The organism is Paenibacillus sp. FW126-R14 (assembly GCF_058789495.1).
Map to the genome: position 1 here is coordinate 1 of NZ_JBYTBS010000097.1, position 14,034 is coordinate 14,034.

The following is a 14,034-nucleotide window of genomic DNA, read 5'->3' on the forward strand; positions in this document are numbered from 1 at the left end:
TATTAAAACAGAATATGATGAAAAAACAAAAATGTGAACCTTGAACAACGAAATGGACAAGTATTCTTTTATCGTTTTCACCTACCATGTTAACACTAATTGATTGCAAATGCACGCGCAAGTTATGTATAAATAGAAAAAGCACAGCCGGCCCCGTGGGTTTGCCTGACTGTGCCTGTAGCGAGCTTTTACTGAATTGACGATGCATTTTCCTTATTGGCTTCCAAAATTTCGCTAACGGTCACCCGCAAATGCGGATCTTCTTTCACGATTTTTTCCACTTGATTCAGTCCGCCGCCGGCGCTTGCGCTTGCGCCACTAGTTGTGCTAGTACTTGAAAAATTTCTAACGGACTTGTCACTGGATGATTTGCTCGCGAAAGTGTCCTTCGCTTTATCCACTACTTTCCCCATCGATTCACTGGACGAGCTGAACGCGGAGAATAACATTGATTTGCTTTTGCGGTTTAAATAGATGACAGCTGCTGCTCCGGCAATGCCACCTAACAAGAATGTGCCTATTCTCATTGGATCTCCCTCCATGTAAATTTAGTATGAATCCTTCATAGGTTGTGCGAGTTGCCTGGAGGGCATACGTTCAAGCGGGAGGAAAACAAAGGAGATATGTTCTCGGTGAAATGTGGTACTATATGTAGAGAGCAAAAAGTTAAACTGTCCGAGGAGAACGAACATGACGAACAAAGCCAGTTTCCTGTTGATCAGCATGATGATATTTTTAGCTGCCTGCAGTCAGAGCCAATCGGCCAAAAGCCCCATAGCTACAACAAGCACAACACCGAATGCAACCGATGTGTCGGCGCCTAGCCCATCTCCTTCGGCAGCACCTACGCAGGCTCCTACGCCCGTTCCCACGCCTGAGCCGACCAAGCCGGCAGAGGTGAAGAAGGACTATCATATGAACAAAAATTATGATATCGTCCCAAATGACCCGAACGGAAACAAGAAAGTCGTTCTTCTAACTTTTGATGACGGACCGAAAGATCAAGCCATGAATCAATCCTTAATCGACACTCTCAAAAAACATAACGCAAAAGCGATTTTCTTTATGAACGGCTATCGGATCAAACAAAAGCCTGAGCTCGTTAAACTCGTTCATGACAGCGGCAATGTCATCGGCAATCATGCCTGGGACCACGACAATATGAAAGACATGACCAACGCCAAAATCGATCAGCAAGTGGACGATGTCCAGAAAGTCGTTAAAGAATTAACCGGGCAAGCTCCGCAATTTTTCCGGCCGCCTTTCGGGTCGGGCAACGACTACTTGAAAGCCAAAATCAAAGAGAACAAAATGCTCTATATGACATGGTCAAACGGTTCGCTCGACTGGGAAATGACGAATCAAAAGAACGATCCCGGCAAAGTAATCGAAAATGTCATGAAGCAACTGCACGGCGGCAGCAATATTCTTATGCACGAGCTGCCTTGGACGGTCAAGGTGCTAGACACGCTGCTTACGCAGCTTGAGGAAAAAGGATATTCTTTCGTCGATCCGAATGCCATCGAGCTTGAAATGCGATAACAAAAAGAGCTTTGCGAGACCTGCCCTAATCCGGAAGGTGTTGCAAAGCTCTTATTTTTAGTAACTGATATTTACCGTTCTTGTACTCTCCACATAGCTTACTTTCGCGCCAAGCGTCTCAGACAGCAGACGAACCGGAATCATTGTTGTCTCGTTAATCAGCTTTGCCGCCGCATCCGTTTGATATTCCACGCCATTCAAGCTGTAGGCATTACGGTTTGTGTAAAACATAACCGTCGCATCTTTTTTCTTATAGACCGCGGCTTTTTGCTTGTCGTCCCACTCTACGGTTGCTCCAAGAGCCGCGGCGAGATCTCTGATATAGAGATACGAGGTTCCGTCTTGGATATACGGTTTTTGTTTCATCGGATAAGGAAGAAGATCCAGAACATATTGATCTCCGTCTAAGCCAAATGAAACGAGATGATTTCGGTTTAGCCCGAAATTACTCATTTGCAGCGTGTAGGTTGCCGCATCTTGATGCAGCTTCAGTACGCCTAAACCGGCACGGGGCTCGGTGCGGAACGACCATTCTTTCGTATATGGCTTCGTAGTGCCATCCTCCATGGTTGCCGTTAGTTTGACTTTAGCTTTATACGTCGTGTCCAACTCTAATGGCTTCGCCGGCATGAGAATAACTTCCGTGTCGAGGTGATCGTCCTGACCCGGCTCATTTTTCAGGAGACTCACGGGTTTTCCGAATTCATCCTCCAATTTCGCCTCATCCAAGCTGACTTTCTTGACGCCCGGCCCATAAATGGAAGCCATAATCGGATAGCCGACCGGATATTCCGCTCCGCTGTGGTTGCGAATCGGGTCCGGCGACTCATGTCCGTCAAAAACAGTAGGCACATAGACATCGTTGCTTCCCGGGGAGACGACCAGTTCCGGCGCTATCCCGTCTGAGAACCCGAATTCAATGACATGATAAGGTCCTTCCCGGTAAACCCCTACTTCCACAAGTCCTGGCACCATGAAGGGCGATCGATGATAAGGCGCGTCAAACAAACTGTCGATCGCTTCAACCAGCGACGTCGGGTTGTAAGCCACATCCTCGGCAGTCGCTCGGACATAACCTATATATTGCGCCCTTTCTCTTAACGAATTGCCGATATAGCCGGGCAGCGCGGGATCCTCATCGTGCAAGGACACCGAAGTTTTAATCGGATCGATCTTGTTTTGCGACAAATATTGGGCATGCTTTTGAGCTGCCGTATTCAAGGCATCGCTGAACTTCACCTTCGCCAAGCCGAGCTTTGCCCGGTAATCGTTGATCGCCTGCAAGCCGTCCTTCTGGTCTTTAGTTGTCTCCGACGACAACGTTACGGCGTTATTGACAACTGTAAATTTCCAAGTGATCTGAACCGGCTCATACCCGCTGAAACTGAACATCAAACGCGCTGCATATGTCCCTGACGCCATATCTGTCTGAGGGCGGTACACATATTTAACAGAAACAGGATCGTAATTGACTTTCACTTCCTGCTCATTGACATACAAATGATAGCTCTGCGGCGTAATACCTTCGCTCAGCTCAAGATTGACCCCGATTTCCGGGCGTGAGAGCCCTACATTTCCTTGCGGATATGTCAAATAACCGTAAGACAATGCGTACGACGGCTTCGCCGACCAGATCACACTCGATAATAAAACAAAAAGGATAGCGGTTATTTTTAAAGCTGCAGCCCATTTCTTCGGTGATTGAATCACATTCATTGCGAAAAATCCTCCCATAACAAAGTGTTCAGAAATTAAAAGAAGCTATGAATCTATCATAGCTTCTCGAATTCGTTTATACAACTTTGCTACTTTGAGAGAGTTTATGAGTAGTACTTGATCCCCCACACGGTCAAACTAATGACAAGAATAATAAACAACCAAAGCAATGTGACATAAAAGATATGGGTCCATTTTCCCCGTTCAGAGGGATGCACCTCGTTCCGCGGCGGTAAGTAAGTGTCATCTTCCTCCCTTTCAATTGGCTTTCGCTGTGAACGAGAAGGCAATTTCTCTCCTGCATTCATGTGCTCTGTTCTTCCTCCTCTTTGCTGAACCGAAGTATGCAGCCCATGACGAAATCAATGATAAAGTGGGCGATAATCGGCGTCCAAAGGCTTCCTGTTTGTATATAAATCCAGCCAAGGCCATAACTAATGCTGAACACCATGCCGGTCATGAGCCAGTGCTGCAAATATCGGATATGGATCGCCGCGAACAAAATACTAGTCCAATAAGGTCCCCAAGCATGCTGGATCGCTCCGCGGAACAATACTTCCTCGCACACGGCGACAATGAATGAAATGAGCGCGATATGCCAGAGCGGGCGTTTTCCAAAAATCATCTCATTAATGCCGCCGTCATCCGACACTTCTTTGGGCACCCAACGCGAGATCAGCATATCGATCCCGAGTACGGCCAATGCAAATACAGTTCCCCAAATCGGTATTTTCCAACCGCCTTGAAATGTGAACATAGAAATAATCTTGTGATTGCTCTGAAAAAAAATGATAATGATTCCGATAATAAGCGTAAGTACTTGGGTTATGTACAGATTGAGCAGTAAAGTTCGGTCATTCAGATCATTCACATCGACTTTTCCGAAGCGGATATTCTTAAAATCGAATTTTTTCATGGATGCAGCCTCTTTCCTCGCATATTCCCTTTTATACCTATTTCACCTATACTAAGTTAAAAGAAAAAGAGAGAATAAGGAGCTTGATTATGGATAAGCGTCTTACCCGCACTGATTATTTATTTGCCCTCATGTTTATCTTTATGCTTGTTTGTATACTCGGCGCCTTCTTCTACGGATTGAAAATCGGCCAGGAAAAATCGGATCAGAAGTACGAGAAAATCTTACATACCGACAAGGCGGTCACCCAAGAGCTGGGAGCCTATGACCAACAAGTTCTCGTTTCTTATTACCATACCATCTTTTTGCCCTTTAGGGAATTTCAGAATAAATGGTTTGAATTGATGAGTCAAATCGAGCTTGGCCATTCCACCGTCGACGCCTCAGCGGTGCTGAAAGAATTGTACAAGCTGGCCGATGAGAAGTATAACGCTCTGCAAAGCAAAAATATGCCGGCGTCCTCGCCGCTTCTCGTGCAATCGCATCAAGGATATCTCAAAAGTTTAAAGCTCTTTGCAGATACGCTAAAAAGTTATCAAGGCAAAGCCAACAGCCTTAGCGCACCTCAATTGCTCGATGCTATCCAGAAAGATGCGTATATCCTGGAAGCGAAGACCCAGGCGCTGACGGCGCAAAAAAACTATTTCGATTCCATCGTCGCTTGGAACGGCACCATCGATCCTGACATTGAATATTTCGATCCGGCCAACAATGCCAACCTGGATCAATGGCGCGCAATGAACTTGAATGTCAAGAATCAATATATCACGGCGAAGCTTTTGAAAAACAAAGCATTCTCACCTTTTTACCCGCAGGATTTGACGATTCGCATTGACGAATTTATCGCTTCCGGGCAAGCCAAGAAAATGAGCGTTGGCGATGTGAACCAAACGATGGACCTGCTGCTGAGTACGAACGCAGTGCGATCCGGCGATTTTGCGAAAGGCAAAGCAAAATGGTATGCGAATGAGCAGCTTCCGCAGCTCCCTTTTTTCTCGGATATCAATTAGTTCCGTTATTGGAATAGGTAAAGGAGTTAAGCGACCCAGGTTGCTTAACTCCTATTTTTGTTTCAGAAACGACTCTCAGTCGTACTGAAAACCGCGCAGCATGGCAACCGCGGCCATCCCGCCATCCACATTAATGACGCGCTCTATGCCGTTCTCCTGCAAATACTCGGCAACCCGGTAGCTTCTTACGCCATGCGCGCATACGAGATAAATATCCCGGTCCTCCGGCATTTCCCCTAAACGATGGGGAATTTGCCCCATAGGAATAAGCGTTGCTTCGTCCAAATGATAATACTCCCATTCATGCGGTTCTCTTACATCAATGATCACGCTATCCTTCAAAGCCTGATCTTCCAAGGCTTCGATAAATTTCTGCGGATGTATACTGGATATGTCCATGATAGCCTTCCTTCCTCGCCTGCTTCTGAAGCAATTCTTATTTATTCAGTACAATAGCGAAAAACCAGCCAAAATACAAGCAAAAAGAGCATTGCTTTCTAAGCTTCCTTGCTTTAGAATAAACAAAAATGCTTTGCGGTCCAGTCCAAAATGACTTTCATGTAAAATTGGTGAAAATGGTTCGACATGTATTGACACGATTTCAACCGCATGGTAATCTAATGAAAATTCTATCACAGTAAAGCGTTGACGGAGCCAAGCAAGTAAAGTAGTTTTCAGAGAGCCGATGGTTGGTGTGAATCGGTAACGAACATTTTGCGGAGCACTCCAGAGTTATTGCATTGAATATGAGTAGATGCAGTCGGAACAGGAACACGTTACAGTTCCAGGTCGCAAGACCGATTGAGGCTTCCCGTGCGAATGGGCAGCGAACTAGGGTGGTACCACGAAAGCAATCTCTCGTCCCTTTGGAAACAGACATACGTGTCTCTTCCGGAGGGTTGGGAGTTTTTTTTATGTTCATATTCCAAGGAGGTAAGAATGATGTACAAAGTTCTTGTATCTGATCCAATTAGTGACATGGGAATTCAAATGCTTTACGATGCAGCTGATGTTGAAGTGGTTAAACAAACAGGTCTATCTGAAGATGAGCTCGTTTCCATCATCGGCGAATATGACGCACTCCTGGTTCGCAGCCAAACCAAAGTAACAGAGAAAATCATGAACGCGGCGACAAAGCTTAAAGTCATTGGCCGCGCAGGCGTCGGCGTCGACAATATCGATCTGGAAGCGGCGACGAAACGCGGTATTATCGTCATCAACGCACCGGACGGCAACACGATCGCAACTTGCGAGCTTACTTTTGCCATGATGATGTCCACTGCCCGTATGATCCCTCAAGCGTATAAGAAAACAGTCGGAGGCGAATGGGACCGTAAATTCATCGGTGTTGAGCTTCGCAACAAAACGCTTGGTATTCTCGGTATGGGACGTATCGGAAGCGAAGTGGCGAAACGTGCGAAAGTATTCGGCATGGAAGTGATCGGCTATGACCCGTTCTTGACTGAAGAGCGTGCAGAGAAACTCGGCGTTACGCTGGGAACGGTCAATGAAATCGTCGCGAAAGCTGATTTTATCACGGTTCACACACCGCTTACACCTGAAACGCGCCACTTGATTTCCAAACCGCAATTCGAAATCATGAAACCCGGCATGCGCCTGATCAACTGTGCGCGCGGCGGTATTATTGACGAGATGGCCATGATTGAAGCGATCGAACAAGGTATCGTAGCCGGCGCCGCTTTCGACGTATTCGAAGTAGAGCCTCCTCAGAACGATCACCCGTTCTTGAACAATCCTAAGGTCATCGTAACGCCTCACCTTGGTGCTTCTACGATTGAAGCGCAAGAGAACGTAGCGATTGACGTTTCTGAAGAAGTTCTTCATATTCTGCGCAATGAACCGTTCAAAAATGCGGTCAACTTGCCGCCGGTACCGGCCAATGTGTTGAACAAACTTCAACCGTACTTCGGGCTCGGTGAAAAAATCGGCTCCATCATCGGTCAAATCGCTCAAGGCGCTGTCTATGAAATTGTTGTCAACTATGCCGGGGATCTGATTGATGTTGATACAAGTCCTTTAACTCGTTATATTGTAAAAGGTATCTTCGAGAACCAATTGGAAGGCATTAACATTGTTAACGCTATGCACTTGGCCAAATCGCGCGATGTGAACATCGTTGTTCAGAAGTCCAACACGTCAAGCTCCTTTACAAACCTTGTGACCGTTACCGTAAAAACGAAACAAGAAGAAAAAACGCTTGCCGGTACACTGCTTGCCGGTTACGGAGAGCGTATCGTTCGGATCGATCAATATCCGGTTGATTTCTCGGCAGAAGGAAATCTCCTGCTTATCTCCCATAACGACAAACCAGGTATTATCGGACGCGTCGGAACGCTTCTGGGAAGCAACAATGTCAACATTGCGACGATGCAAGTAGGACGTAAAGTGATCGGTGGTTCCGCCATCATGGTTCTGACAATCGACAAATCCGCTCCTGCGGAAGTGCTGGCCGAACTGGCGACACAAGCCGAAATCGTAAATGTTCGAGCGCTGACGGTGTAATTCGCACTTGCTAAGGTACAAAGTGTTTCACGAACAACAAGATTTTGTCTGAATATTCTACAAAATGAAAGGCGATTGCTGTGAGATTTCACAGCAATCGCCTCTTTTTGTGTCGAAATTGTGACATTACTCGGGGTCGCAAGGGAGAAGCAATGTAAATGTCGTTCCTTGTCCCACCAAGCTTTGAGCTGTAATAACCCCGTAGTGCGCTTCTACGATGTTTCTAACAATCGCAAGACCTAAGCCCGTGCCACCGGACGAACCGCGCGTGCGGGCTTTATCCGCTTTGTAGAAACGTTCAAAGATGAACGGCAGGTCGTCGGCAGGTATCCCCTGCCCCTGGTCGGATACCTCAATGCGAATCGCCGGCTTATTCTTATATGCGGCCGGCTCCGCCTTCATGGCAATACCGGCCCCTGAGGCCGTATGCCGGAAAGCATTGTCGAGCAGGTTCGTCAGCACCTGCTCGAGCCGGTCCTCATCCCCTCGTTCGAGGATGAGGGGCTCTTCCGGCAGCGCCACGCTCAGCGCGATGCCGCGCTCTTTGGCCAGCACCGCGAATTTGCGGTGCATGCGCTTCATCAGGGAGTCGACTTCGACCTCCCTGAACACCAGCTCGAGATGGCCGGCCTCCATCCGAGCCAGATCGAGCAGGTCACGGACGAGACGCCCCATGCGGAGCGACTCGTCGTGGATGACCTGCACAAGCTCCATCCGCTCCTCCGGGGTGGAGGGGATATCGTCCAGCAGTGCTTCGCTGTAGCCCTGCAGCATCGAAATCGGCGTGCGGAGCTCATGCGACACGTTGGCCACGAAATCTTTGCGAAGCTTATCGAGAAGCTCCTCCTCCGTGACATTCCGGAGCACAGCCACCGCTCCGCGCACTTCCTCGCTATGCTCGCTCATATATAGCGGCGTCATGGCGACAGACCATACGCTGCTCTGGACGTGCAGCTTGGTGGCAGCCTCCGCGGACTCGTCCACAACCGCTTCAAAGAGCGGAATGAGCGGCACCGGGATCGGGATCGAAAACGGATTCGTGTAGCTCGTTAATCCCCAATCACCGAGCGCTGTATCCGGTTTGCGGTAGCGTTTGGTCTCCTCATCATCCTCCGACCATTCGATCGAGCTCCACTCCTGCACGATTTTCTCGCCCTGCGTATTCGTGAGCATCACCGATCCGTTCGCATCCAAGGTGATGACCGCATCGGTCATACTGTGCAAAATGCTGGATAAATGTTCCTTCTCCTGCGAAAGCGCACGGATGCTCTCCTGCATTTTCTCCCCCATATGATTGAAGGTTTTGGCCAGCTCGCCGATCTCATCCTTGGATACGATAGGCACCCTGGTTCCATATTCGCCCATCGTGATGAAGTCAGCCGCTTTCTTCAACTGCTGCAGCGGCCTCGTAATCCGCGAAAACAAGAAAAAGGCAAAGAAGGTCGTCATCAGAAAGCCCACAATGGACACATAGATAAACAATCTGAGCATGTACGACTGCGTTGCTTCAAGCGATTGCAAGGATTGATAAATCAGGGTTGCTCCGACGATGTTGCCCTGCAAGCTTTTCAAAGGTACAGCTACAACCAAATACTCTTCCCCAGCTTTTAACTTTCCTAATTTGGACTTGTTAATCGGTTTTCCGATGGTTTCACCTGCAAATACGCGTTGAAGCTCTGCATCCGTATAAAAGTCAGTGGCATGGAGACCACTTAGCGGACTTCCTTGTGTTGAAGGCATGGTGATTTCCTGCAAATCCTTAGAGATGACCTGCATTTTGGCATCCTGGAAACTTAACAGTTCGTTGCTCAATTGATAAAACTGCTCATTATACATATGGTGAGAAGCTTCATCCGAAAAGTTTCTGGCCAGCTTCTCCATGTTAGCGGTTTGATCCTTCGCTTGCGAGAAATAATTTTCCATATAATTGACAAGAAAAAGACCTAGTATGAGCAGTACAACCCCAACTAGGCCAATGATTGTCAACCAAAGCTTACCTACGACGCTTCTGAATATAAACACGTTATTTAGGCACCTCTAGCTTATAGCCTACTCCCCATACCGTCGTAATCATAGCTGCAGCATCCGGGGAAACCTTGTTTAATTTTTCACGCAGTCGTTTGACATGCGTATCCACGGTCCGTAAATCTCCAAAAAACTCATAGTTCCAAACATCCTTCAAAAGCTCCTCGCGCGAGAACACTTTATCCGGCGATACAGCCAGGTAATGCAGCAGTTCGTATTCTTTCGGCGTCAGCGCAACTTCCTGCCCGCCTGCCGTTACCCGATGAGCATCGTGTTCGATGATCAGATTTGGAAATACGATATTGTTGCTGGAGCTGGCATCCTTCGATAAGTAAGCTGTTGCCGAAGAACGGCGCAAAATCGCTTTCACCCGGTATATGACTTCGCGAGGCGAGAACGGCTTCACGACATAGTCATCCGCCCCGACTTCAAACCCGCTGACACGGTTCGTCTCCTCGCCTTTGGCCGTCAGCATGATGACCGGCGTTGACTTCACCTGACGAAGACGCGCGCAAACTTCAATCCCGTCAATGCCCGGAAGCATGACATCGAGCAGTACTAAATCATAGTCTGTTTCTGTCGCCATGCGCAGGGCATTCTCGCCGTCTTCCGCCTCTTCAATGATATAGCCCTCTTTCTCCAAATACATGCGGAGCAATCGGCGAATACGCTCTTCATCATCAACTACGAGTATGCTTGCTTTCATTTCCATGGAGCTTCACATCCTTATCTGAATTAAGTTCGATTGTTTTATACACCTGCATAGGAGTGCAGCCCTGCGATAACAAGGTTAACCCCCACTAACGTAAACATAACCACGATAAAACCGATAACGGTCAACCAAGCGGATTTCTTGCCCTGCCATCCCTTGGATAAGCGAAGATGTAAGAATACGGCGTAGAACAACCAAGTAATCAAGGCCCATACTTCTTTGGGATCCCAGCCCCAGAAACGTCCCCACGCTTCCTGCGCCCAAATCATCGCAAAGATCAACGCGCCTAAGGTGAAGATCGGATAGCCGATCGCGATCGCCCGGTAGGAGATCTCATCGAGATCCTCCGGATCCATGCCTTTCACGATAGGCCCGATAGAAGCGCCTAATGGTTTGCGGGCAACTAATCGTGCCAGCCAATACAGCACAAGCCCTCCGATAACGGACCAAATCACGGTGTTCAGTTTACGCCCTGCGCTCGCTCCTTCCATCCAGGACGGCGCCGTAAACAGCGGTTCCTTCATGCCCAAGAACGGCTTCATTTCCTCAAGCTTCATACCGTATGGCTTCACAATCGGCGGTAGTACATAAGTTTCATTTTGGATGCTCGTTTGCTGTTGTCCTTGCGCATCCATGACCGTGACTTCTTTGGAGAAAACAGCTTTATATCCTGTACCATTGAATGTAAAGATTGAAGCAATAAAGGCAACTAGCATGAGGATGAAAAAGAGGGTGAGCTCTACGCCTCTTTGCTCGCGTTTATCTGATTTGGAAGTTCCTTTATAATCCACGGTACGCATAAGATACATAAGTCCCCCAGCGAAGCCGACTCCAAAGAATGCTTCACCGGTTGCTGCAGTCGTTACGTGGATTTTCAGCCAGTAGCTTTGCAGCGCCGGAATCAATGGCTGAACCTCGCTCGGGAAGACCGAAGCGTAAGCGATGATGATAAAACCGATCGGCAGCGCGAACACCCCAAGCACGGGCGTACGATAAATGAGGTAGACGACCAGGAAAGCAAGCATGATCATCATGCCCAGGAAAGTCATGAATTCGTACATATTAGATGTTGGAATATGTTTGCCTTCCGCCCATCGTGTAAAGAAAAACGTTACTTGGCAGGCAAACCCGAATACGGAAGTTAGGAAGGCAACGAAGCCCCACCTTTTCTGATGCTGCTCCGGATCCCGGTTGCTCCACTTTTTCCCTGTAATCGAGAGGACAAAAAGCAGAAATGCGGCCAGGTATACAAAAAATGCGATAAGTAAAAAGGTGCTGCTGACTGAATTGACATTCACCCCTGGTTCCCTCCATTGTCTAATGATTTCGGCGATACTTCGATGTTGTTTTTCTTTAAGGCTGCTGCAACTTCATTGCGCAAGCCGAACCAGTTTTTATTCGTATGGCCGCCCAACGTAAGCTTGCCATCGTCAATGCGCATCCAGATGCGGCGGTGCTGCCAATAAAAGCCCATAATGACACCGATCATAAATATCGCGGAGCCTACCCAAATATAAGGCATTGCTTTGTCGATACGAATGTTCAAGTAAGTTGTGTAGTTGGCAAACTGTACGCCTTCCATGGAACCGACGGCTAACTTCAGCTTCTGGCTGAGCGGTCCGTTGATCGTGTCTTGGGAGAACGCTTCTTTGTCGATTTGTCTAGGGAAATACAAGTACGGTTCGCCGTTTGCAGCAAGTCCAGGGCCTGTAATGTTAAAAATAAACGCCGGAGCTTTCGGTTCATTCGACTTGGAGACAGGTTGTCCCTTCTCTAACCCGAACTCAGGGAAGAACCCTTTTAAGGTCAACTTGTAAGGTCCGACTTGATAAACATCCTTGGGATTATTCATCGGCAAATCGAAACTGCCGAACGTTTCGCCCGTTGCCGGATTGCTGAGTGTCGGTCTAACCGAGATCAACAGCGGCGTGGATTTATAATCGAATTGATACGCTTGCAAACCTTTGTAATCCAGAGGGTGATTCACCAAAATATTGGCTTTGTGCACTTCTTCCAAGACAGGTTCTTTCGTGGCATCGTCGCAATTCGCAGAACAATGATACAAGACAGCCTGAGTTTCATACGTTTTGGGCACGATTTGTCCCTTGGACTTAATGCTTTCAGGCAAATCCTTATCGTCGTAGAACTCCAAGTTAAATTTCTCATTTTTAATAAAATAGGAAGTATGCGGTATAGCCTTGGTTTCACCTTCCAAAATGCCCATATACTCATCCATATGCCAGCCGGGAATGCTTCTCATCAAGACGCCGATCAGAAAAATAATAAGCCCAATATGGTTAATATACGGACCCCAACGGCTAAAGCGGTATTTCTCGGCAAGCAGCGCCGTGCCATCCTTATGTATGCGGTAATTTTTCTTGCGTAAAAGCGCGCCAAGCTTATCGGTCCACTCCGCTTCATCGGTTCCTTGCGGCAAATCGGTCACCAGGGTCACTTTTTGACGGGTCAAGAAGTTGATATGCTTGCGGATTTGCTGCTTGGATAAAGCGCGGTAGAGCGGCAATACCCGGTCCAGACTGCAGATGACCAGCGAAGTTCCGATCATAAACAGCAGGGTGATAAACCACCATGAGCTGAACGTGTGAGATAAGCCGAGAAAGTAATAAATCGATCCGAGCTTCCCGTACGTTTGGGAATAATACTGCGCGGGATCCATATCCAAGAACGTATTTTCTTGCGGATAAATGGTACCTACCGCAGAGGCAAGCAGCGTAAAAATAATAATCCATACCGCTATTTTAACCGAGGAAAAGAAATTCCAGACTTTGTCTAAAATAGAGGGGTTTGATTTCTGTGAGCGGCGGGCCATACCGTCGTAACGCATTTCGAGTATATCTCTGCCATCCGTATCGATCAGCGGATTCCCGCAGGATTCACAGAGCGTAGTTCCTGTGGGATTCTGATGCCCACAATCGCATTTGGTATTGTAGAACATGATGACCTCCTGAAAACTCTAAGCATTCAACCATTTAGGACTTCCCGGCAAGCTTGGACAGCGTTTCATCGATAAAAGATTCCGTCATTTGGCCGATCTTTTTCACAGCTACTTTACCGTCCGTTCCGATAAAGAAGGTCGTCGGATAATCCATGACGCCATATTGCTTCCGGACCACTTCCTTCGCATCCAGCAGCACCGGCATGTTTAAGTTATACTGATCCATGAAGCTCTGCACGGTCACTTTATTTTTGTCGACGTTGACTTCAAGAAAAATGACGCCTTGCTTGCTCCATTTGTCATACTGCTTTTGCAGCGCAGGCATTTCTTCTTTGCACGGCGGACAAAATGTGCCCCAGAAATTAATTAAAACCGGTTTACCCTTGTATTCCGAAAGCTCATGCGTCTTGCCATCAAGACCGACTAATGAGAAGTTTGTCGCTTTGTCGCCAACTTGAGGATATTTTTTACTGTCCGAAGCCGACAAATTCGTAATAATGGTAAACACGCCAATAATAAGCACAATCGCGAAAATACCGATCTGTACCCATTTTTTTCTCGCACCCACGGTTAATCACCTTCGCTTTTTCTTTGGCTATGTTAGTTTTTTCACATAGCGTAATATCTTTATTAT

General features: G+C 47.5%; 12 protein-coding genes and 1 other annotated feature. Of the genes, 3 read left to right on the forward strand and 9 right to left on the reverse strand.

Annotated elements, in window-relative coordinates:
- Window positions 1-188 precede the first annotated feature (188 nt).
- Window positions 189-527 (reverse strand): hypothetical protein, encoded by a 339-nt coding sequence (locus AC3WRW_RS31720; RefSeq protein WP_492550212.1) that lies wholly within the window; start codon window positions 525-527, stop codon window positions 189-191.
- A gap of 163 nt (window positions 528-690) precedes the next feature.
- On the opposite strand from AC3WRW_RS31720, the gene AC3WRW_RS31725 reads away from it, so the two are divergent.
- A complete protein-coding gene (locus AC3WRW_RS31725) occupies window positions 691-1,542 on the forward strand; it encodes a polysaccharide deacetylase family protein (protein ID WP_492550213.1) in 852 nt (283 codons plus the stop codon).
- Between the two features lie 57 nt (window positions 1,543-1,599).
- Here the strand turns inward: AC3WRW_RS31725 and AC3WRW_RS31730 are convergent, their stop codons facing one another.
- Entirely contained in the window at window positions 1,600-3,258 is a 1,659-nt protein-coding gene (locus AC3WRW_RS31730; RefSeq protein ID WP_492550214.1) for a stalk domain-containing protein, read from the reverse strand.
- Window positions 3,259-3,562: 304 nt separating this feature from the next.
- On the reverse strand, window positions 3,563-4,174 hold the full coding sequence (locus AC3WRW_RS31735; protein ID WP_492550215.1) for a CPBP family intramembrane glutamic endopeptidase: 612 nt from the start codon (window positions 4,172-4,174) through the stop codon (window positions 3,563-3,565).
- A gap of 89 nt (window positions 4,175-4,263) precedes the next feature.
- Between AC3WRW_RS31735 and AC3WRW_RS31740 the strand changes: the two genes are divergently transcribed.
- Window positions 4,264-5,184 carry a hypothetical protein gene (locus AC3WRW_RS31740; RefSeq protein WP_492550216.1) on the forward strand — a complete coding sequence of 307 codons (921 nt, stop codon included), beginning with the start codon at window positions 4,264-4,266 and terminating at the stop codon, window positions 5,182-5,184.
- 75 nt (window positions 5,185-5,259) lie between these two features.
- Here the strand turns inward: AC3WRW_RS31740 and AC3WRW_RS31745 are convergent, their stop codons facing one another.
- Window positions 5,260-5,583 carry a rhodanese-like domain-containing protein gene (locus tag AC3WRW_RS31745; RefSeq protein ID WP_492550217.1) on the reverse strand — a complete coding sequence of 108 codons (324 nt, stop codon included), beginning with the start codon at window positions 5,581-5,583 and terminating at the stop codon, window positions 5,260-5,262.
- 237 nt (window positions 5,584-5,820) lie between these two features.
- Window positions 5,821-6,053, forward strand: a binding site (T-box leader).
- 73 nt (window positions 6,054-6,126) lie between these two features.
- Between AC3WRW_RS31745 and serA the strand changes: the two genes are divergently transcribed.
- Entirely contained in the window at window positions 6,127-7,707 is a 1,581-nt protein-coding gene (serA, locus tag AC3WRW_RS31750) for a phosphoglycerate dehydrogenase (protein ID WP_492550218.1), read from the forward strand.
- A gap of 126 nt (window positions 7,708-7,833) precedes the next feature.
- Here the strand turns inward: serA and AC3WRW_RS31755 are convergent, their stop codons facing one another.
- From AC3WRW_RS31755 to resA, 5 genes are read right to left on the reverse strand one after another with little or no spacing between them, the layout of a single operon-like run.
- Complete coding sequence (locus tag AC3WRW_RS31755; protein WP_492550219.1) at window positions 7,834-9,729, reverse strand: ATP-binding protein; 1,896 nt, start codon at window positions 9,727-9,729, stop codon at window positions 7,834-7,836.
- Window position 9,730: 1 nt separating this feature from the next.
- The gene (locus AC3WRW_RS31760) at window positions 9,731-10,444 is read right to left on the reverse strand and encodes a response regulator transcription factor (RefSeq protein WP_127451191.1); all 714 of its coding nucleotides are present in this window, start codon (window positions 10,442-10,444) and stop codon (window positions 9,731-9,733) included.
- 38 nt (window positions 10,445-10,482) lie between these two features.
- Window positions 10,483-11,742: a cytochrome c biogenesis protein CcsA gene (gene ccsA, locus AC3WRW_RS31765; RefSeq protein ID WP_492550220.1), complete on the reverse strand. Its 1,260-nt coding sequence runs from the start codon at window positions 11,740-11,742 to the stop codon at window positions 10,483-10,485.
- Window positions 11,739-13,400 carry a cytochrome c biogenesis protein ResB gene (gene resB / locus AC3WRW_RS31770; RefSeq protein ID WP_492550221.1) on the reverse strand — a complete coding sequence of 554 codons (1,662 nt, stop codon included), beginning with the start codon at window positions 13,398-13,400 and terminating at the stop codon, window positions 11,739-11,741. The genes ccsA and resB overlap by 4 nt, the downstream gene beginning before the upstream one ends.
- Before the next feature lie 34 nt (window positions 13,401-13,434).
- Entirely contained in the window at window positions 13,435-13,968 is a 534-nt protein-coding gene (resA, locus tag AC3WRW_RS31775) for a thiol-disulfide oxidoreductase ResA (protein ID WP_492550222.1), read from the reverse strand.
- Window positions 13,969-14,034 lie beyond the last annotated feature (66 nt).

Bases quoted from the DNA above. Each gene is read 5' to 3' on its own strand.
- AC3WRW_RS31720 (WP_492550212.1), bottom strand. From the start codon at position 527: ATGAGAATAGGCACATTCTTGTTAGGTGGCATTGCCGGAGCAGCAGCT.
- AC3WRW_RS31725 (WP_492550213.1), top strand. From the start codon at position 691: ATGACGAACAAAGCCAGTTTCCTGTTGATCAGCATGATGATATTTTTA.
- AC3WRW_RS31730 (WP_492550214.1), bottom strand. From the start codon at position 3,258: ATGAATGTGATTCAATCACCGAAGAAATGGGCTGCAGCTTTAAAAATA.
- AC3WRW_RS31735 (WP_492550215.1), bottom strand. From the start codon at position 4,174: ATGAAAAAATTCGATTTTAAGAATATCCGCTTCGGAAAAGTCGATGTG.
- AC3WRW_RS31740 (WP_492550216.1), top strand. From the start codon at position 4,264: ATGGATAAGCGTCTTACCCGCACTGATTATTTATTTGCCCTCATGTTT.
- AC3WRW_RS31745 (WP_492550217.1), bottom strand. From the start codon at position 5,583: ATGGACATATCCAGTATACATCCGCAGAAATTTATCGAAGCCTTGGAA.
- serA (WP_492550218.1), top strand. From the start codon at position 6,127: ATGTACAAAGTTCTTGTATCTGATCCAATTAGTGACATGGGAATTCAA.
- AC3WRW_RS31760 (WP_127451191.1), bottom strand. From the start codon at position 10,444: ATGGAAATGAAAGCAAGCATACTCGTAGTTGATGATGAAGAGCGTATT.
- resB (WP_492550221.1), bottom strand. From the start codon at position 13,400: ATGTTCTACAATACCAAATGCGATTGTGGGCATCAGAATCCCACAGGA.